Here is an 18,317-nt window from a genome sequence, read left to right as displayed (position 1 = left end):
GCGCTGCGGCGGATGCGGCGGGCTCTTGGCCGATGCACCGCGAGCCGGAGATTCGTTCGTACCATCCGGCTGCGGCGCTCACCCGCGGAAAAATGGGACGTCCGGCGGCGGTTGATGCTTTGCGCGGCTGTCGCGTCAGCGACGTTCATGCTCGTGACTTACGGGTGGCGCCTGATCGACGCCAGCGACCGCGCGGCTCGCGAGGCGGCGGTCGACGCCTTGGAACAGCGCCTGCGCGAGAGCCGCGGCAAGCTGGCCCGATTGCCGCAGTTGCGCGAGGCGGCCCGTTCGCAGCCCGCGCTGCAGGATGTGCCGGCGCGCGCGGCGGGCGGCGACTGGCAGGCCGTCGCCGGGCTGGCTTCGCGCGCTGGCATGACGCTGCGCGCGCTCGGGCCGGCATCAGCGGCGGCTGCGCGTGCCGGAAGCGGCGCTCCGGCTGCGCGCGCGCTGCGTGTCGAGGGGCGGGCCGATTTCCCGGGCCTCTATGCGTTCTTGAGCGGTCTTTCGACCTTGCCGATGCTTGCCGTGCCCAATGCGGTCGAGATCAAACCGGACAACGGCGAACTCGCGCTCGGGGCAACGCTCGACATCTTCGACATGCCGCCCGTGCAAGCAGCACCCGAGCTCCATGCGCTGGGGCAAGCGGCCCAGCCGATCGTGAACCCGTTCGGCGACGGCGCCGGGGGAACTCAGGCCAATGCATCGGCGGGGCGCCTCGTGGGCGTCGTGCACGACGGGCGGCGTGCGCTCGCTCTATTCGAGCCGGCGAGCGGGCTGGCGATCGTGCTCATGCCGGGGCAAACGCTCGGAGCGGACCGGCTCGTCCGTATCGATGCCGACGGCGTAGTGCTTGCCGCTCGCGCGGGAACACGCAAAGTCCCGCTCGAGAAGGAGCGCCGATGAAATCGCGCATGCGGGGTCTTGGCGTCCGTTGGCTCGCCCCGTTCGCGGCCGTTGCGGTCTTCATGACGGCGGCTGCCCCGGCCGCAGCATCTGCGGGCGCACTGTCCGACGATTCGCCGCTTCCGCCCTTGCCGCCTGCAATGTTGGCCGGCGACTCGGGCGAGCAGTCCGCTTCGCACTGGCCGAACGTTGGGGAGCCGCCATTGGATGGCCGCCCGATGGCGGACGAACTCGACGGACTCGACGAGGAGCGCGCCGCGATCGGCGCTGCGGGCCCCGCGCCGGCGCATTCCGGACAGGCAGCGGGGCAAGCGTCGGCCCAGGCGTCGGCGGCCGGTGACCCGAGCCCGCTCGCGCGTAGTCCGTCCGGCGGGGCCGCCGCGCTGGAAGGCCCACCGGTACCGCTGGCCCCCCTCCTGCGAATGAGCGACGGCGCCGCGGACGGCGCGCCAGCGCAGCCCGCCGGCGACGAGCCGATCACGATGCGCTTCAAGGATGCCGACCTGGCGGACGTACTCGACGCATTTTCCCGCTTCACGGGCCTGAACATCGTCGCCAGCGAGCGTGTGCGCGGCCGCGTCTCCCTGAACTTGACCGAGGTGCCTTGGCGCATCGCGTTCGACACCCTGCTCGACGCCCAGGGGCTGGCCATGTCGAGGCGAGGCAACGTGATTTGGGTCGCACCGCAGGCCGAGCTCGCGGCGCGCGAGCGTCAACGATTCGAGACCCATGCTCGCGCGGCCGATCTCGAGCCGCTGGCGAGCCGGGCCTTCGCGCTGAACTATCCGCGCGCGGACGAAGTTCAGCGGCTCTTGACCGCGCCCGGCACGCAACGCGTGCTGTCCAAGCGCGGCGCGGCGATGGCGGATGCGCGCACGAATCTGCTGTTCGTCACTGACCTCGCGGCCCGCCTCGAGCAAGTGGCCGGTCTGATCGACGCGATCGACAAGCCGAATCGCCAGGTATTGATCGAAGCGCGTATCGTCGAGGGCGATCGCGGATTCTCGCGCGAACTGGGGGCGCGGTTGTCGATGCGATCGGTCGGCGGCGACACGCCTTCCGGCGGTACGGGTTCGTCGGCAACCGGGCTCGCCGGCGGCGAGCAAGGCCGGATGCTCGACATGTCGGCCCGCGCCATCGGGGGCTTCGAGGCGGCGACGGCGGGGCTGACGCTGTTCGCCGCGCAGGCGACGCGCCTCGTCACCGCCGAGCTATCCGCGCTCGAGGCGCAAGGGCGGGGGCAGATCGTGTCGAGCCCGCGCGTCGTGACGGCTGATCGGACGAAAGCGCTCGTCGAGCAGGGAACGGAGCTGCCTTACCAGGCGAAGGTCCGCAACGGGGTGTCGGGCGTCCAGTTTCGCCGGGCCAGTCTGAAATTGGAGGTCGAGCCGCGCATTACGCCGCGCGGGCGCGTCATACTCGATCTCGACATCGCGAAAGACAGCGTCGGCAAGCAGACCGCCGGCGGCCCCGCGATCGATACGAAACACGTGCGCACGCGCGTCGAGGTCGAAGACGGGGGGACGGTGTCGATCGGCGGTATTTATGAGATCCGTGATCGCGACGATGTGACGCGCGTACCGCTGTTGGGCAAAATACCGTTGCTAGGGGCGCTTTTTCGCCACCGGGCGGTACACGAGCAGCGCAGCGAACTCGTCGTATTCATCACGCCGAGGGTCGTCCCGATCGATTGAAGCACCCGTTTGGCGAGCCCGAGCGCTCGGGCCGCCAGACTCGACAAGGCGGCGGCTTTGCCAGTAAGCTGCGCCACGAACCATAGCCGATTGAGCAGAGGATACGTTGCAACAGCGGGGCGCCAACACCAACATTTTTTTCGTGGGGCTCATGGGGGCGGGCAAGACGACCGTCGGCCGTGCCGTGGCGCGCCGGCTCGGTCGGCCGTTCTTCGATAGCGACCACGAAATCGAGGCGCGAACGGGCGCCCGCATCCCCGTCATCTTCGAGCTCGAAGGCGAGGCGGGGTTTCGCGAGCGCGAAGCCCAGGTGATCGCCGAACTCACCGCCCGCGAAGCGCTCGTGCTCGCCACGGGCGGTGGCGCGATATTGCGTCCGGAAAATCGGGCCGCCCTGCACGATCGCGGGCTCGTCGTTTATCTTCGAGCGAATCCTCACGATCTTTGGCTGCGCACACGCAAGGACAAGAATCGCCCGCTGCTGCAAACCGACGATCCGAAAGCCAAGCTAGAGGCGCTGTACAGCGTGCGCGATCCGCTCTATCGCGAATGCGCGCATTTCGTCGTCGAAACCGGACGGCCTTCGGTCAACGGGCTCGTGAACATGGTGCTCATGCAGCTCGAGCTGGCCGGCATTACCAAACAGACACAGTCATGATTACCGTCAACGTCGATCTCGGCGAACGCTCCTACCCCATTCGCATCGGTGCCGATCTGATCGGTAACGCCGATTTGTTCGCGCCGCACATTGCGGGCAACTCGGTCACCATCGTCACGAACGAGACCGTCGAACCGCTCTACGGCGACAGGCTGAAAGCAACGCTCGCCCCGCTGGGCAAGAACGTTTCGACCGTCGTGTTGCCTGACGGCGAAGCATTCAAGCATTGGGAAACCCTGAACCGCATCTTCGATGCGCTGCTCGGTGCGAAGGCCGATCGCAAAACGACGCTGATCGCGCTGGGCGGCGGCGTGATCGGCGACATGACGGGATTCGCGGCGGCCTGCTACATGCGCGGCGTACCCTTCATTCAAGTGCCCACCACGCTGCTCTCGCAAGTGGATTCGTCCGTGGGCGGCAAGACGGGCATCAACCATCCGCTCGGCAAGAACATGATCGGCGCGTTCTACCAGCCGCAAGCGGTCATTGCCGACATCGGCACGCTGCGCACGCTGCCCGAGCGCGAGCTCGCGGCCGGCATGGCCGAAATCATCAAGACGGCCGCGATCGCCGATGCCGCGTTCTTCGAGTGGCTCGAGCAAAACATCGAGGCGCTCGGCGGCTGCGATCCGGCCGCGCTCGCCTATGCCGTCAAGCGTTCTTGCGAGGTGAAGGCATCGGTCGTCGCGGCCGACGAGCGCGAGGGCGGGTTGCGTGCCATTCTGAACTTCGGGCACACGTTCGGCCATGCGATCGAAGCGGGGCTCGGCTACGGCGAATGGCTGCACGGCGAAGCCGTCGGATGCGGCATGGTGATGGCCGCGGATTTGTCCGTGCGCCTTGGCCGTCTCGACGAGGCAGTGCGCGGGCGGCTCGTCGCACTGATCGCCGCCGCCCGCTTGCCCACGCGAGCGCCGGCGCTCGGCGAGGCGCGCTATATCGATCTCATGAAGGTCGACAAGAAGGCCGAGTCGGGCACGATCAAATTCATCTTGCTCGAGAAACTGGGCGAGACGCTGATTACCGATGTTCCGGAGCACGCGCTGCGAGCCACCCTCGCGGCCTGTCTCTGAGCCGAAGGCCGCCGGCGCGCCGCGCTGGCTGCGATGCAGGAGGGGAACGATGAGCGAACGGGTTGACCCAACGCAGGAAGCGGCGACGAGCGGATCGGCGCGCGGTGAGGCGCACGCCGCGCTCGTCGAGCCCCCAACGATCGCCATGCTCGAAGCGCATCTTGCGCCCTACGCCGCGCATTCGAGCCAATCGCGCGGCCGCCGCTTTCCCGAAGCGCCGCCGTCGGCCCGCACCGAATTCCAGCGCGACCGCGACCGCATCGTCCACTCCACGGCGTTCCGGCGCCTCGAGTACAAAACACAGGTTTTCGTCAATCACGAGGGCGACCTCTTTCGCACGCGGCTCACGCATAGCCTAGAGGTGGCGCAAATCGCCCGCTCGGTCGCGCGCAACCTGCGCGTGAACGAAGATCTCGTCGAAGCCATTTCGCTCGCGCACGATCTGGGGCACACGCCGTTCGGCCATGCCGGACAAGATGCGCTGAACGAGTGCATGCGCGAGCATGGCGGCTTCGAGCACAATCTGCAAAGCCTCGCCGTCGTGGACGAGCTCGAGGAGCACTACGGGGGCTTCAACGGGCTGAATCTGTGCTTCGAGACGCGCGAGGGCATCCTGAAGCATTGCTCGCGCGAGAACGCACTCACGCTCGGCGATCTCGGCGAGCGTTTCCTGACTGGCAAGCGCCCGTCGCTGGAAGCGCAAATCGCGAACATCGCCGATGAAATCGCCTACAACAATCATGATGTCGACGACGGCCTGCGCTCGGGTCTTCTGACGATCGAGCAGCTTGCGCAGGTCGAGCTCTGGCAAACCCACTGCGAGCGAGTCAAGCGCGAACATGCGCAACTCGACGGCCGGCGCATGGTGCACGAAACGGTGCGCCGCATGATCAACACCCTCATCGTCGATCTGATCGAAACGACGGGGCGCAACCTCACCGAGCACGCGCCGCGGTCGCTCGACGCCGTGCGATCGGCGCCGCCGCTGGTGGCTCATAGCGGCGCCGTCGCCGCGCAAGCGGCCGAGCTCAAGCGCTTCCTGTTCAAGAATCTCTACCGGCATTACCGCGTCATGCGGATGGCGAGCAAAGCGCGGCGCGTCATCCGCGGGCTGTTCGAAGCGTTCAGCGAAGACCCGCGCCTGCTGCCGCCGGCCTACCTCGCCGAGGACGAGGCCGCGCAGCCGCGCCTCATTGCGCATTACATCGCCGGAATGACCGATCGCTACGCGCTGAAAGAGTATCAACGTCTATTTGTCATAAACGATCACTAGAATTCGGGCCCGTCCGGATGAAAACGTTATCATTCCGGCAGTCGGGGCCGAGCGGAGGCACCGGTAGAAGAAGCATCTGAACTTAGGAGAACTAAATGAAGATGAAGAACGGTTGCAAGACGCTGGTTCGTTCGCTGGCGCTCGGGGGAGCGCTTCTCATCGGGGTAAGCCAAGCTGCATCGGCCGCGACCGAGATTCAGTTTTGGCATGCGATGGAAGCCGCGCTCGGCGAGCGCTTGAACGACATCGCCGCCGATTTCAACAAATCGCAGAGCGACTACAAGATCGTGCCGGTCTTCAAAGGTACCTATGATCAGACGCTGGCCGCCGGCATCGCTGCGTATCGCAGCGGCAATGCGCCGGCGATCCTGCAGGTCTATGAAGTCGGCACCGCCACGATGATGGCGGCGAAGAAGGCCGTGGTGCCCGTCACCGAGGTGTTCAAGCAAGCCGGCGTGCCGCTCGATCAAAAGGCGTTCGTGCCGACGATCGCGAGCTACTACAGCGATGCCAAGACGGGCGAGCTCGTCGCCATGCCGTTCAACAGTTCCACGCCGGTGCTCTACTACAACAAGGAAGCCTTCAAGAAGGCGGGGCTGAACCCGAACGATCCGCCGAAGACGTGGGATGAAGTGCGCGCCGACGCCAAGAAGCTCAAGGAGTCGGGCATGTCGTGCGGCTTCACGACGGGTTGGCAAGGGTGGATCCAGCTCGAAAACTACAGCGCGTGGCACGGCTTGCCGTTCGCGACGGAGAACAACGGCTTCGACGGCCTCGATGCCAAGCTCGAATTCAACAAGCCGCAGCAGATCGCCCATATCCAATTCCTGCAGGATATGGCCAAGGAGGGCACGTTCACCTATGTCGGCCGCAAGGACGAAAGCGTGTCGAAGTTCTATAGCGGCGACTGCGGCATTCTGACGAACTCGTCGGGTTCGCTGGCCACGATCCGTAAGTATGCGAAGTTCGACTTCGGCACCGGCATGATGCCGTACGACGCGAACGTGAAGGGTGCGCCGCAGAACGCGATCATCGGCGGCGCGAGCCTCTGGGTGCTCGCGGGCAAGGATCCGAGCGTCTATAAGGGTGTCGCGCAGTTCCTCGCCTATCTGTCCTCGCCGGCCGTGGCGGCCAAGTGGCATGAAGATACGGGCTACCTGCCCGTGACGACGGCCGCTTACGAGCTCGCTCGCAGCCAAGGCTTCTATGCGAAGAACCCGGGCTCGGACACGGCGATCAAGCAGATGCTGAACAAGCCGCCGCTGCCGTACACGAAGGGGTTGCGCCTCGGCAACATGCCGCAGATCCGCACGGTCGTCGACGAGGAACTCGAGCAGGTGTGGGCGGGCAAGAAGACACCGAAGGCGGCACTCGATTCCGCCGTCGAGCGCGGCGACGCGCTGTTGCGCCGCTTCCAGCAATCGGCGCAAGAGTGACGTGACGGCCATGCGCGAACGTTCCCGTTTTGCCGCGAGCCCGCTGCCTTATCTGCTCATTGCGCCGCAACTCGCCATCACCGCGCTGTTCTTTCTTTGGCCGGCCGGCGTGGCGCTTTGGCAGTCGACGCAGACCCAGGACGCATTCGGCACGTCGAGCGAATTCGTCGGGCTCGCGAACTTCGCGCATCTATTCGCCGATCCGCTGTATCTGGATTCCTTCAAGACGACGCTGGTCTTCAGCGGGCTCGTTACCGGATCTGGCTTATTGGTATCGTTGCTGCTGGCGGCCTGCGCCGATCGCGTCACGCGCGGCTTGAAGCTTTATCGCACGCTGCTGATTTGGCCGTACGCGGTCGCACCGGCGATCGCCGGCGTGCTGTGGGCGTTTTTATTCAACCCGAGCATCGGAGTCGTCACCTACGCGCTCGCGAAGGGCGGCATCGTCTGGAATCATGCGCTGAACGGCACGCAGGCGATGACGCTCGTCGTCATCGCATCGGTGTGGAAGCAGGTCAGCTATAGCTTCCTGTTCTTCTACGCTGGGTTGCAGGCGATTCCGCGCTCGCTGATCGAAGCGGCGGCGATCGATGGGGCGGGACCGGTGCGGCGCTTCTTCGGCATCGCACTGCCGCTGCTATCGCCGACGACCTTCTTCCTGTTCGTCGTCAATCTCGTCTATGCGTTCTTCGATACGTTTCCCGTCATCGATGCGGCGACGGGCGGGGGGCCGGCTCAAGCCACGAAGACGCTCATCTACAAGATTTTCACCGAGGGCTTCCAAGGGCTCGACATCGGCAGCTCGGGCGCCCAATCGATCGTGCTGATGGCGATCGTCGTCGGCTTGACGGTGATCCAATTTCGCTTCATCGAGCGCAAGGTGCAATACTGATGATCGAAAATCGCAAGGGCTTCGATCTGTTCTGCCATGCCGTCTTGATCGTCGGCGTGGCGCTCGTCGCGTTTCCTGTCTACGTGGCGTTCTGCGCGGCGACGATGAGCGAGCACGAGGTTTTCACGGTGCCGCTGTCGCTCGTTCCGAGCACGCATTTGATCGAAAACATCGTCAACGTCTGGACGCACGGCAGCGGCAATGCGGCGAGCCCGTTCGGCCGCATGCTGATCAACAGCTTGGTGATGGCGCTCGCCATTGCCGTCGGCAAGATCGCTGTTTCGATCCTCTCGGCCTATGCGATCGTCTTCTTCCGCTTTCCGTTCCGCAACGCGGCGTTTTGGCTGATCTTCGTCACGCTGATGCTGCCCGTGGAAGTGCGGATCTTTCCGACGGTTCAGGTCGTCTCGTCGATGCATCTGACGAACACCTATGCCGGCCTCACGTTGCCCTTGATCGCCTCTGCCACGGCCACGTTCTTGTTCCGGCAGTTCTTTCTGACGCTGCCGGACGAGCTGATGGATGCGGCGCGCATCGACGGCGCGGGACCGCTGCGCTTCTTTCGCGACGTTGTGCTGCCGTTGTCGAAGACGAACATCGCAGCGCTGTTCGTCATTACGTTCATCTACGGCTGGAATCAGTATCTCTGGCCGATCCTGATCACGAATCAGCAATCGCTGACGACGGCCGTCGTCGGCATCAAGACGATGATCGCGAGCGGGGATACCGCGACGGAGTGGCATCTCGTGATGGCTGCGTTGCTGTTGACGATGCTGCCGCCGCTCGTCGTCGTACTGACGATGCAGCGCTGGTTCGTGCGCGGGCTCGTCGACGCGGAAAAATAATCGAGGGGATCACCGAGCATGTCAGGGCTGACTCTGAAGGGTGTGCGCAAGACTTACGACGGCAAGCAGTTCGTATTGCACGGCATCGACATCGACGTGGACGACGGCGAATTCGTCGTCATGGTGGGGCCGTCCGGGTGCGGGAAGTCGACGCTGCTGCGCATGGTCGCCGGTCTGGAGAGCGTCTCGGACGGTGAAATCGCAATCGGCGGCCGCGTCGTCAATCGGCTCGAGCCGAAGGACCGCGACATCGCCATGGTCTTTCAGAACTACGCGCTTTATCCGCACATGAGCGTGCGCGAGAACATGTCGTACGGTCTCAAGATCCGTGCAATCGCGCGCGAGACGATCGACGCGCGCGTGGCTTCGGCCGCGAAGATTCTCGAGCTCGAGCCGCTGCTCGGCCGTCGGCCGCGCGAGCTGTCGGGCGGCCAGCGCCAGCGCGTGGCGATGGGCCGCGCGATCGTGCGCGAGCCTTCGGTATTTCTGTTCGATGAGCCGCTCTCCAATCTCGATGCGAAGCTGCGCGTGCAAATGCGTCTCGAGATTCAGCGGCTGCACGCGCGGCTGGCAACGACGAGTCTCTACGTGACGCACGACCAGATCGAGGCGATGACGCTCGCCCAGCGCGTGATCGTCATGAACCGCGGCCATGCGGAGCAAATCGGCGCACCGACCGAAGTCTACGAGCGGCCGGCCTCCGTGTTCGTTGCAAGCTTCATCGGCTCGCCGGCCATGAACTTGTTGTCCGGCAGGTTGAGCGACGACGGCGCGACGTTCGAGGTCGCCGGAGGCGGTCCGGCGTTATCCGTCGCCGGTGCGGCGGGTGTCGGCCGCGAAATCGCCGGTGGCCGTGACTGGGTGCTCGGCATTCGCCCCGAGCACATGTCGCCTCGAGCCGGCTGCGCGCAAGCGCCGCTCGCGGTTCAGTCATGCGAGCTGCTCGGCGCCGATAACCTGATCCACGGACGCTGGGGCGAGCACGACGTCACGGTGCGTCTGCCGCATGCGCATCGGCCGCAGCGCGGCGAGACGGTGCCCGCCGCATTGCCGCTCGAACATCTGCATTTCTTCGATCCGGCGACGGGAAAGCGGGCGTTTTGAACGAGGGACCGCGGGTGGAGCGGACCGCCCGCGGTTCGATAGACGAAGGAGAGCCCCGCTATGACGAATAACGTTCACACACCGGCGACGCATCGCATGGCGGGTTGGCCGTATCCACGGATCGTTGCCCATCGCGGCGGCGGTGCGCTCGCGCCCGAGAACACGCTCGCCGCGATCGACACGGGCGCCCGGCTCGGCCTGAAGATGATCGAGTTCGACGCGAAGCTCTCGGCCGACGACGTCGTTTTTCTGCTACACGACGACGCTGTCGAGCGCACGTCGGACGGGCGCGGCGCGGCCGCGCGCAAGCCTTACTCGGAACTCGCGGCCCTAGATGCCGGCAAATGGTTCGACGCACGCTTCGCGGGCGAGCGCATGCCGACGCTGGCTGAAGTGCACGAACGCTGTGCGGCCCATGGCCTGGCCGCCAATATCGAAATCAAGCCGTGCCCCGGCCGGGAGGTCGAGACGGGGCGAATCGTCGCTCGAGAGGCGGCGCGGCTGTGGCAAGGCGCCACCGTGCAGCCGTTGCTGTCGTCGTTCTCGTTCGACGCGCTGACCGCCGCCCGCGACGCGCAGCCGGAACTGCCACGCGGTTTGCTGTTCGGGGCGGTGCCCGCCGATTGGCGGGCCCTGACGGACGCACTCTCGTGCGTCTCGTTGCACGCCGATCATCGAAAACTGAACGCACCGCTCGTCGAATCGATCAAGGCGGCGGGGCTCTTCATCCTCGCCTACACGGTCAACGACCCCGAACGCGCGCGGCTGCTGGCGCAGTGGGGCGTCGACGCGATTTGCACGGACCGCATCGATCTCATCGGGGCAAGCTTCCTCGCGTGATCCCCGCTAGACGGGGGGCATCGCTCGCCGCAGCCATACGATGGATGGGCGCCGTGCCCTCTGCACGGTGTCTGCAAGCGCCAACCGCAAAGCGCCAACCGCCGCGCAAAGCGCTTGCGCGACGCTGCCTGCCGCGATGATCAGCGGTTGCGAGCGAGCAGCCAACCGGCGATGAGCGCGAGCCCGCCGACGACGGCCATCGTCTCCCAGGGATTTTCTCGGATGTAGCCTTGCGCGTCGGTCAACGTCGCGGCGGCCCGGTCGCGGATCGTCTCGCGCGCACCGTCGAGCCGTGCGCGGGCGACGTCGAGACGCTTTCTCATTTGATCTCGCAAGACTGCCGCGTCGGCCCCGGTGCCGTCGGCCAACGTTTGCTCGAGCTCCGAGAGCAGTTCGCGCATTTCGCCGCCGATGTCCTCGGTCGCGCGCCGGCCGTGGCGTGCAATCCGGCGTGCGTGCCGCCCGGCGCTGTTCCACGAAGTCTCGAGCGCGTCTCGCGTATTCGGTAGTGCGGTCATGGTCGCTCCGTCAGGAATGGATAACGGGATGAACGAACCCGCGAATCCGGTGCGGGAAGAACCACCTAGCCGCAACTTCGGTGCCAGCGGTGCGCCGAGCGGGGCTGTCATCGGGATGACATCGCGCCCATGGCCCGTGCTGACAGGGCTCGCGGGCGGGCGAGCCCAGACGCGTAGAAAGTTTATCGGTACGCATTCCAGACAGTCGAAATTACAACGCCGCCCCATCGGGGCGGCGTCGGATAGGCACGCGCCGAATTTCAGCCTAGGCTTCAGAAGGCGTAGCCGATCTTCGCGAACGTGACGATCGGGTTGAGCCTGATCTTTGCTTGAGTCTGAGCTGTCAAGCCGAACGGGCCGATATTGGTGGTCGTGAGATTGGCCGTGACGCTCACCGGGATGTACGAAATCGATAGGCCGGCAAACCAATGTTTGTTGAACGCGTAGTTGAAGCCCGCATTGAACACGGGCGCCCAGGAACGATCCGTCGACACGGAGGTCGGACCATGCAGCACGCCGTTCTGGAAGTTGCCGTTCGTGATCTGGGCATCCGTGAACCACACGCGCGTCACGCCGACGCCAATGTAAGGACGAAAGCTGTCAGTGGGTTTCAAGAAATTCCACTTGAGCAGCAGCGCGGGGCTCCACAGCTTTGCGCTGCCGATTTTGCCGTACTGGCTGTAGCCGTCCGCGCCGTCGATATCGAACTTCGGCGGGATGCCGAGTTCCAACTCCGTGGAGATGTGATCGGTGACGAAGTAGCCTATGCTCAGGCCGAGCGTGTCCGCGTTGTCGATCCTCGCACCGGTGTTCGGTTGATACTGATTGACGGTCTCGCCGGCGAAGGTGAGCAATTGCAGATTGTCGCTACCGCTCTGAGGCGCGAAATGGAACCATCCCGACGTCACGTAAAAAGTCCCGGCCGTTTGGGCGTGCGCCGCTTGTGCGCATGCAAGCGCCGCGATGGCCGCTGTGATGGCCTGTTTTAATTTCATCTATGTGCTCCTCCATGAAAGGCCCGCCTATTATGAGTAGAAGCTTTCAAACAAACCAAGCGCGCGTGCTAGAGCATTCTCCCTAAGCGCAGCAAGAGCGCGCTCAAAGCCGCGTGCGTCTTCGCAAACGCTCGAGGCGACGCATCGTCCCTTGGGGTAATTACTAACGTACTAAACGGAATCCAGCATGGCACGGCTCGCACGTCTTTACGTCCCGAAACAGCCGCAGCACGTCATCCTGCGCGGACTCGATCAGCAGCCCGCCTTTGTCGACGAGCAGGATTACGAGCTTTTCGTCGATTGCTTGAAAGCCGCCTCGCGCGATCATCATCTCGAGGTTCACGCTTACGTCCTCATGCCGGACATGGTGCAACTGCTCGTCACGCCAAGCGACGAAACGAGTCTGCCCAAGGCCATGCAGGCCGTGGGTCGGCGCTACGTCGCGCACTTCAATCGCCGGTATGCCCGGCGCGGCACGCTCTGGGAGGGGCGTTACCGCGCAACGGTCATCGAGGGAGAACGCTATTTCCTGCTGGCGAGCCGTGTAATCGAGTCGGCGCCCGTGCGCATGAAGCTCGTAGGCGAGGCCGAAGACTACCGATGGTCGAGCTATCGCCATCACATCGGGCTCACCGTCGACAGTCTCGTGACCGACCATCAGCTTTACTGGTCGCTCGGCAACACGCCGTTCGAGCGGCAGCGAGCATATAAGGAGCTGTGCGAGCAGCCGCTCGACGAGCGCGAAGCGAACGAGCTCCAGCAAGCCACGCTCAAGGGCTGGGTGCTCGGCGGCGACTCGTATCGCGAGTGGGCGGCGCGCGCCGCGAACCGGCGCGTGTCGCCGCTACCGCGCGGGCGGCCCAAGAAGGTGCGCGACACGGCGCCGCAAACGCCCCACACGCCTCAGACGCCCCATCAGTAGACCGGCGGGCTCGAGTCGCGGCGGGCCGGACCGGACGACGCAGCCCAGTCGTCCGCTCGGATGCCCGCGCGGCGCGCAAAGAGCGGCACACCAGGTGCCGCTTTTCTTTGCATCGAATTGATACGTCCCCAATAAATGAGCATCAAACCGGTGCAATTAAATTAATGGTGACAGATCATCACGTTTTATTTGCTATTCGATTGATTCGTCGCGTATATTCCGATTTCCGGCCGGGCCCGCGCCATAAGCGCGCCTCGCCGCGCGGCGCCTCCCCACCCCCTGGCTCGATCCGCGACAAGTACAGTGTTTCGCGCCAGCCTGCCATGCAGCTTCTCGTAGCTCCCCGCAGCTCGGCGCCCGAGACTGCACTCATTCTCATGCGAACGGCCTCAAGGCCTCTGATAGACGGTGTCCCCCATGAACGACCACCAACCGATCCATTCGGTCCCCGCCGCCCAAGGTCTGTACGACCCTAGCAACGAGCATGACGCCTGCGGCGTCGGCTTCGTCGCGCACATCAAGGGCCAGAAGAGCCACGAAATCGTTCAGCAAGGTCTGAAGATTTTGGAGAATCTCGATCACCGGGGCGCCGTCGGTGCCGATCCGCTCATGGGCGACGGTGCCGGCATCCTGATCCAGATTCCCGATGCGTTTTACCGCGAGGAGATGGCGCGCCAGGGCGTGACGTTGCCGCCGGCCGGTGAATACGGCGTCGGCATGATTTTTCTGCCGAAAGAACACGCGTCGCGCCTTGCCTGCGAGCAGGAGCTCGAGCGGACGGTGAAGGCGGAAGGGCAAGTGGTGCTCGGCTGGCGCGACGTGCCGGTCGACCACGCGATGCCGATTTCCCCGACGGTCAAGGCGACCGAGCCGGTGATCCGCCAGATCTTCATCGGCCGCGGGCGCGACATCATGGTGACCGACGCCCTTGAGCGCAAGCTCTACGTCATCCGCAAGACGGCGAGCCACCGCATCCAGGCGCTCAAGCTCAAGCACGGCAAGGAGTACTTCGTGCCGTCGATGTCGGCGCGCACGGTCGTCTACAAGGGGCTGCTGCTGGCAGGTCAGGTCGGCGTCTACTACCGCGATCTGCAAGACGAGCGCGTGGTATCGGCGTTGGCGCTCGTGCACCAGCGCTTCTCGACGAACACGTTCCCGGCATGGGAACTCGCTCACCCCTACCGGATGATCGCGCACAACGGCGAGATCAACACGGTGAAGGGCAACGTCAACTGGCTCAACGCGCGTACGGGCGCGATCGCGAGCGCCGTGCTGGGCGAGGATCTGCCCAAGCTGTGGCCGCTCATCTACCCCGGCCAGTCCGATACGGCTTCGTTCGACAACTGCCTCGAGCTGCTCGTGATGGCGGGCTACCCGCTCGTGCACGCGATGATGATGATGATTCCCGAAGCGTGGGAGCAGCACACGCTGATGGACGAGAACCGCCGCGCGTTTTACGAATACCACGCCGCGATGATGGAGCCGTGGGACGGCCCCGCGGCGATCGCATTCACGGACGGCCGCCAGATCGGCGCGACGCTCGACCGCAACGGCCTGCGCCCGGCGCGCTACATCATCACCGACGACGACCTCGTCATCATGGCGTCGGAAGCGGGCGTGCTGCCGATTCCCGAATCGAAGATCGTCAAGAAGTGGCGCCTGCAGCCGGGCAAGATGTTCCTCATCGACATGGAGCACGGCCGCATCATCGGCGACAAGGAGCTGAAAGACAATCTGTCCAACGCGAAGCCCTACAAGAGCTGGATCGACGCCGTGCGCATCAAGCTCGACGAGATCGAGCCGAAGGCCGAGGACGTCGCCACGGAGCGCCGCGAGGCGGCGGCCCTGCTCGATCGCCAGCAGGCGTTCGGCTATACGCAGGAAGATCTGAAGTTCCTGATGGCGCCGATGGCCCAGCAAGGCGAGGAAGCGATCGGCTCGATGGGCAACGATTCGCCGCTCGCCGTCATGTCGAACAAGAACAAGACGCTCTACCACTACTTCAAGCAGCTGTTCGCGCAAGTCACGAACCCGCCGATCGATCCGATCCGCGAGAACATGGTGATGTCGCTCGTCTCGTTCGTCGGCCCGAAGCCGAACCTGCTCGACACGAACAACATCAACCCGCCGATGCGCCTCGAAGTGTCGCAGCCCGTGCTCGACTTCAAGGACATCGCGAAAATCCGCGCGATCGATCAGTACACGGGCGGCAAGTTCAGCTCGTACGAGCTGAACATCTGCTATCCGGTCGCCTGGGGCAAGGAAGGGATCGAGGCGCGGCTCGCGTCGCTGTGCGCGGAAGCCGTCGATGCAGTCAGATCCGGCTACAACATGTTGATCGTGTCGGATCGGCGCACCGATCGCGACAACGTCGCGGTTCCGGCGCTGCTCGCCACGGCCGCGATCCACACGCATCTCGTCTCGCACGGGCTGCGCACGAGCACGGGCCTCGTCGTCGAAACGGGGTCGGCGCGCGAAGTGCACCACTTCGCGCTGCTCGCCGGCTACGGCGCGGAAGCGGTCCATCCGTACCTTGCGATGGAGACGCTCGCGCAACTGGCGCAAGGCTTGAAGGGCGATCTCTCGCCCGAGAAGGCCGTCTACAACTTCACGAAGGCGGTCGGCAAGGGCTTGCAGAAGGTCATGTCGAAGATGGGCATCTCGACCTACATGTCGTACACCGGTGCGCAGATCTTCGAAGCGGTCGGCCTGGCCGGCGACTTGGTCGAGAAGTACTTCAAGGGCACGGCCTCGAAGGTGGGCGGCATTGGCCTGTTCGACGTGGCCGAGGAAGCGATTCGCCTGCACAAGGAAGCGTTCGGCGATAACCCCGTGCTCGCGAACATGCTCGACGCCGGCGGCGAGTACGCCTATCGCGTGCGCGGCGAAGATCACATGTGGACGCCCGATGCGATCGCCAAGCTGCAGCACTCGACGCGCAGCAATTCGTATCAGACCTACAAGGAATACGCGCATCTGATCAACGACCAGACGCGCCGCCACATGACGTTCCGCGGCCTGTTCGAATTCAAGGTCGAGCCTGTCAAGGCCATCCCGTTGGACGAAGTCGAATCGGCCAAGGACATCGTCAAGCGTTTCGCGACGGGCGCGATGTCGATGGGCTCGATCAGCACCGAAGCCCACGCCACGCTGGCCGTTGCGATGAACCGCATCGGCGGCAAGTCGAACACGGGCGAGGGCGGCGAGGATGAAACGCGCTATCGCAACGAACTGCGCGGCATTCCGATCAAGAACGGCGATACGCTCGCCTCGGTGATCGGCAGCGAAGTCGTGCGCGACATCCCGCTGAAGGACGGCGATTCGCTGCGCTCGAAGATCAAGCAGGTCGCGTCGGGCCGCTTCGGCGTGTCGGCCGAATATCTGGCGTCGGCCGATCAGATCCAGATCAAGATGGCGCAGGGCGCGAAACCCGGGGAAGGCGGCCAGTTGCCGGGCCACAAGGTGTCCGAATACATCGGCAAGCTGCGCTACTCGGTGCCTGGTGTCGGCCTGATCTCGCCGCCGCCGCACCACGACATCTATTCGATCGAGGATCTGGCGCAGCTCATCCACGATTTGAAGAACGTCAATCCCGCGTCGAGCATTTCGGTGAAGCTCGTTTCCGAAGTGGGCGTCGGCACGGTGGCCGCAGGCGTGGCGAAGGCGAAGGCCGATCACGTCGTGATCGCGGGCCATGACGGCGGCACGGGTGCGTCGCCGCTGTCGTCGGTCAAGCATGCCGGCACGCCGTGGGAGCTCGGTTTGGCCGAGACGCAGCAGACTTTGGTGCTGAACCGCCTGCGCGGGCGTATTCGCGTGCAGGCCGACGGTCAAATGAAGACGGGCCGCGACGTCGTGATCGGCGCGCTGCTCGGCGCCGACGAGTTCGGCTTCGCGACGGCGCCGCTCGTCGTCGAGGGCTGCATCATGATGCGCAAGTGCCATCTGAATACGTGCCCCGTCGGCGTCGCGACGCAAGATCCGGTGCTGCGCGCCAAGTTCCAAGGCCAGCCCGAGCACGTCGTCAACTACTTCTTCTTCGTTGCCGAGGAAGTGCGCGAAATCATGGCGCAGCTCGGCATCCGCAAGTTCGACGACCTGATCGGGCGTGCGGACCTGCTCGACATGAAGAAGGGCATCGAGCATTGGAAGGCGAAGGGGCTCGACTTCTCGAACATCTTCTATCAGCCGAAGGTGCCGAACGAGGTGGCGCACAAGCACGTCGAAGAGCAGGATCACGGTCTGGCCCGCGCGCTCGATCACACGCTGATCGAGAAGGCGCGCGCCGCGATCGAGAATGGCGAGCACGTTTCCTTCATCCAGCCCGTGCGCAACGTGAACCGTAGCGTCGGTGCGATGCTTTCCGGCGTGATCGCGAAGAAGCACGGCCACGACGGGTTGGCCGACGATGCGATCCACATTCAGTTGAAGGGGACGGCGGGCCAGAGCTTCGGTGCGTTCCTCGCGCGCGGCGTCACGCTGGATCTCGTCGGCGACGGCAACGACTACGTCGGCAAGGGATTGTCCGGCGGCCGCATCATCATCCGCCCGACGAACGATTTCCGCGGCAAGTCCGAGGAGAACATCATCTGCGGCAACACGGTGATGTACGGGGCGCTCGAAGGCGAGGCGTATCTGCGCGGCGTGGCAGGCGAGCGTTTCTGCGTGCGCAACTCGGGCGCGAGCGCCGTCGTCGAGGGCACGGGCGATCATGGCTGCGAATACATGACGGGCGGCACCGTCGTCGTGCTCGGCGAGACGGGCCGCAATTTCGCGGCCGGCATGTCGGGCGGCGTGGCGTTCATCTATGACGCCGACGGAACCTTCGCGAGCAAGTGCAACAAAGCGATGGTCGCGCTCGAGCCGGTGCTGCAGCAGGCCGAGCAGGAGCGCACGATCGATCGCGGGTTGTGGCATGCGGGCGAGACCGATGAAGCATTGCTCAAGGGGCTCATCGAGCGGCACTTCCAGTTCACCGGTTCGCCGCGCGCGAAGGCGCTGCTCGAGAACTGGGACGCGTCGCGCCGGCAGTTCGTCAAGGTCTTCCCGATGGAGTACAAGCGCGCACTCGGCGAATTGTCGGCCAAGAAGGCCGCCAAGGAGGCGATGGCCGCGTAAGCAGCCGACGCATGCGCGGTGCCGCTTCTCCTCGGAGGGACGTGCG

14 protein-coding genes are annotated in these 18,317 nt (G+C 64.8%); 12 read left to right on the top strand and 2 right to left on the bottom strand.

Annotated elements, in window-relative coordinates; all coding sequences use genetic code 11:
• Positions 1–147: 147 nt before the first annotated feature.
• The 10 genes from ACTHNZ_RS07335 (at position 148) to ugpQ (ending at position 10,718) form a co-directional block, all read left to right on the top strand.
• Positions 148–903 (top strand): hypothetical protein, encoded by a 756-nt coding sequence (locus tag ACTHNZ_RS07335; RefSeq protein ID WP_440541840.1) that lies wholly within the window; start codon positions 148–150, stop codon positions 901–903.
• On the top strand, positions 900–2,597 hold the full coding sequence (locus ACTHNZ_RS07330) for a type IV pilus secretin PilQ (protein ID WP_440541839.1): 1,698 nt from the start codon (positions 900–902) through the stop codon (positions 2,595–2,597). Before ACTHNZ_RS07335 ends, ACTHNZ_RS07330 begins: the two co-directional genes overlap by 4 nt.
• A gap of 151 nt (positions 2,598–2,748) precedes the next feature.
• On the top strand, positions 2,749–3,255 hold the full coding sequence (locus ACTHNZ_RS07325) for a shikimate kinase (RefSeq protein ID WP_440541868.1): 507 nt from the start codon (positions 2,749–2,751) through the stop codon (positions 3,253–3,255).
• Complete coding sequence (aroB, locus tag ACTHNZ_RS07320; protein WP_440541838.1) at positions 3,252–4,328, top strand: 3-dehydroquinate synthase; 1,077 nt, start codon at positions 3,252–3,254, stop codon at positions 4,326–4,328. The genes ACTHNZ_RS07325 and aroB overlap by 4 nt, the downstream gene beginning before the upstream one ends.
• A gap of 145 nt (positions 4,329–4,473) precedes the next feature.
• On the top strand, positions 4,474–5,601 hold the full coding sequence (locus ACTHNZ_RS07315) for a deoxyguanosinetriphosphate triphosphohydrolase (protein WP_440541867.1): 1,128 nt from the start codon (positions 4,474–4,476) through the stop codon (positions 5,599–5,601).
• Between the two features lie 101 nt (positions 5,602–5,702).
• Positions 5,703–7,037, top strand: coding sequence for a sn-glycerol-3-phosphate ABC transporter substrate-binding protein UgpB (ugpB, locus tag ACTHNZ_RS07310; protein ID WP_440541866.1), 1,335 nt, complete (start codon positions 5,703–5,705; stop codon positions 7,035–7,037).
• A 10-nt stretch (positions 7,038–7,047) separates the two neighbouring features.
• Positions 7,048–7,929, top strand: coding sequence for a sn-glycerol-3-phosphate ABC transporter permease UgpA (gene ugpA / locus ACTHNZ_RS07305; RefSeq protein ID WP_440541837.1), 882 nt, complete (start codon positions 7,048–7,050; stop codon positions 7,927–7,929).
• Positions 7,929–8,774, top strand: coding sequence for a sn-glycerol-3-phosphate ABC transporter permease UgpE (ugpE, locus tag ACTHNZ_RS07300; RefSeq protein WP_440541836.1), 846 nt, complete (start codon positions 7,929–7,931; stop codon positions 8,772–8,774). The genes ugpA and ugpE overlap by 1 nt, the downstream gene beginning before the upstream one ends.
• An 18-nt stretch (positions 8,775–8,792) precedes the next feature.
• A complete protein-coding gene (locus ACTHNZ_RS07295) occupies positions 8,793–9,878 on the top strand; it encodes a sn-glycerol-3-phosphate import ATP-binding protein UgpC (protein ID WP_440541835.1) in 1,086 nt (361 codons plus the stop codon).
• Positions 9,879–9,974: 96 nt separating this feature from the next.
• Positions 9,975–10,718, top strand: coding sequence for a glycerophosphodiester phosphodiesterase (ugpQ, locus tag ACTHNZ_RS07290; RefSeq protein WP_440541865.1), 744 nt, complete (start codon positions 9,975–9,977; stop codon positions 10,716–10,718).
• A 140-nt stretch (positions 10,719–10,858) separates the two neighbouring features.
• On the opposite strand, the gene ACTHNZ_RS07285 is transcribed toward ugpQ, so the two are convergent.
• Together ACTHNZ_RS07285 and ACTHNZ_RS07280 are read right to left on the bottom strand one after the other, a co-directional pair.
• A complete protein-coding gene (locus tag ACTHNZ_RS07285; protein ID WP_440541834.1) occupies positions 10,859–11,236 on the bottom strand; it encodes a DUF883 family protein in 378 nt (125 codons plus the stop codon).
• Positions 11,237–11,508: 272 nt separating this feature from the next.
• A complete protein-coding gene (locus ACTHNZ_RS07280) occupies positions 11,509–12,231 on the bottom strand; it encodes an OmpW/AlkL family protein (protein WP_440541833.1) in 723 nt (240 codons plus the stop codon).
• A 187-nt stretch (positions 12,232–12,418) separates the two neighbouring features.
• Between ACTHNZ_RS07280 and ACTHNZ_RS07275 the strand changes: the two genes are divergently transcribed.
• Positions 12,419–13,153, top strand: a complete 735-nt coding sequence (locus tag ACTHNZ_RS07275) for a transposase (RefSeq protein WP_440541832.1) — start codon at positions 12,419–12,421, stop codon at positions 13,151–13,153.
• 417 nt (positions 13,154–13,570) lie between these two features.
• Entirely contained in the window at positions 13,571–18,271 is a 4,701-nt protein-coding gene (locus ACTHNZ_RS07270) for a glutamate synthase-related protein (RefSeq protein ID WP_440541831.1), read from the top strand.
• Positions 18,272–18,317 lie beyond the last annotated feature (46 nt).

The sequence above is a fragment of the Trinickia sp. genome (assembly GCF_051953955.1).
Lineage (GTDB): Bacteria > Pseudomonadota > Gammaproteobacteria > Burkholderiales > Burkholderiaceae > Trinickia.
This window is presented reverse-complemented; position numbering and strand designations above follow the sequence as displayed.

Bases quoted from the DNA above. Each gene is read 5' to 3' on its own strand.
- aroB (WP_440541838.1), top strand. From the start codon at position 3,252: ATGATTACCGTCAACGTCGATCTCGGCGAACGCTCCTACCCCATTCGC.
- ugpB (WP_440541866.1), top strand. From the start codon at position 5,703: ATGAAGAACGGTTGCAAGACGCTGGTTCGTTCGCTGGCGCTCGGGGGA.
- ACTHNZ_RS07285 (WP_440541834.1), bottom strand. From the start codon at position 11,236: ATGACCGCACTACCGAATACGCGAGACGCGCTCGAGACTTCGTGGAAC.
- ugpA (WP_440541837.1), top strand. From the start codon at position 7,048: ATGCGCGAACGTTCCCGTTTTGCCGCGAGCCCGCTGCCTTATCTGCTC.
- ACTHNZ_RS07295 (WP_440541835.1), top strand. From the start codon at position 8,793: ATGTCAGGGCTGACTCTGAAGGGTGTGCGCAAGACTTACGACGGCAAG.
- ACTHNZ_RS07330 (WP_440541839.1), top strand. From the start codon at position 900: ATGAAATCGCGCATGCGGGGTCTTGGCGTCCGTTGGCTCGCCCCGTTC.
- ACTHNZ_RS07270 (WP_440541831.1), top strand. From the start codon at position 13,571: ATGAACGACCACCAACCGATCCATTCGGTCCCCGCCGCCCAAGGTCTG.
- ACTHNZ_RS07275 (WP_440541832.1), top strand. From the start codon at position 12,419: ATGGCACGGCTCGCACGTCTTTACGTCCCGAAACAGCCGCAGCACGTC.
- ACTHNZ_RS07325 (WP_440541868.1), top strand. From the start codon at position 2,749: ATGGGGGCGGGCAAGACGACCGTCGGCCGTGCCGTGGCGCGCCGGCTC.
- ugpQ (WP_440541865.1), top strand. From the start codon at position 9,975: ATGGCGGGTTGGCCGTATCCACGGATCGTTGCCCATCGCGGCGGCGGT.
- ACTHNZ_RS07335 (WP_440541840.1), top strand. From the start codon at position 148: ATGCTCGTGACTTACGGGTGGCGCCTGATCGACGCCAGCGACCGCGCG.
- ACTHNZ_RS07315 (WP_440541867.1), top strand. From the start codon at position 4,474: ATGCTCGAAGCGCATCTTGCGCCCTACGCCGCGCATTCGAGCCAATCG.
- ugpE (WP_440541836.1), top strand. From the start codon at position 7,929: ATGATCGAAAATCGCAAGGGCTTCGATCTGTTCTGCCATGCCGTCTTG.
- ACTHNZ_RS07280 (WP_440541833.1), bottom strand. From the start codon at position 12,231: ATGAAATTAAAACAGGCCATCACAGCGGCCATCGCGGCGCTTGCATGC.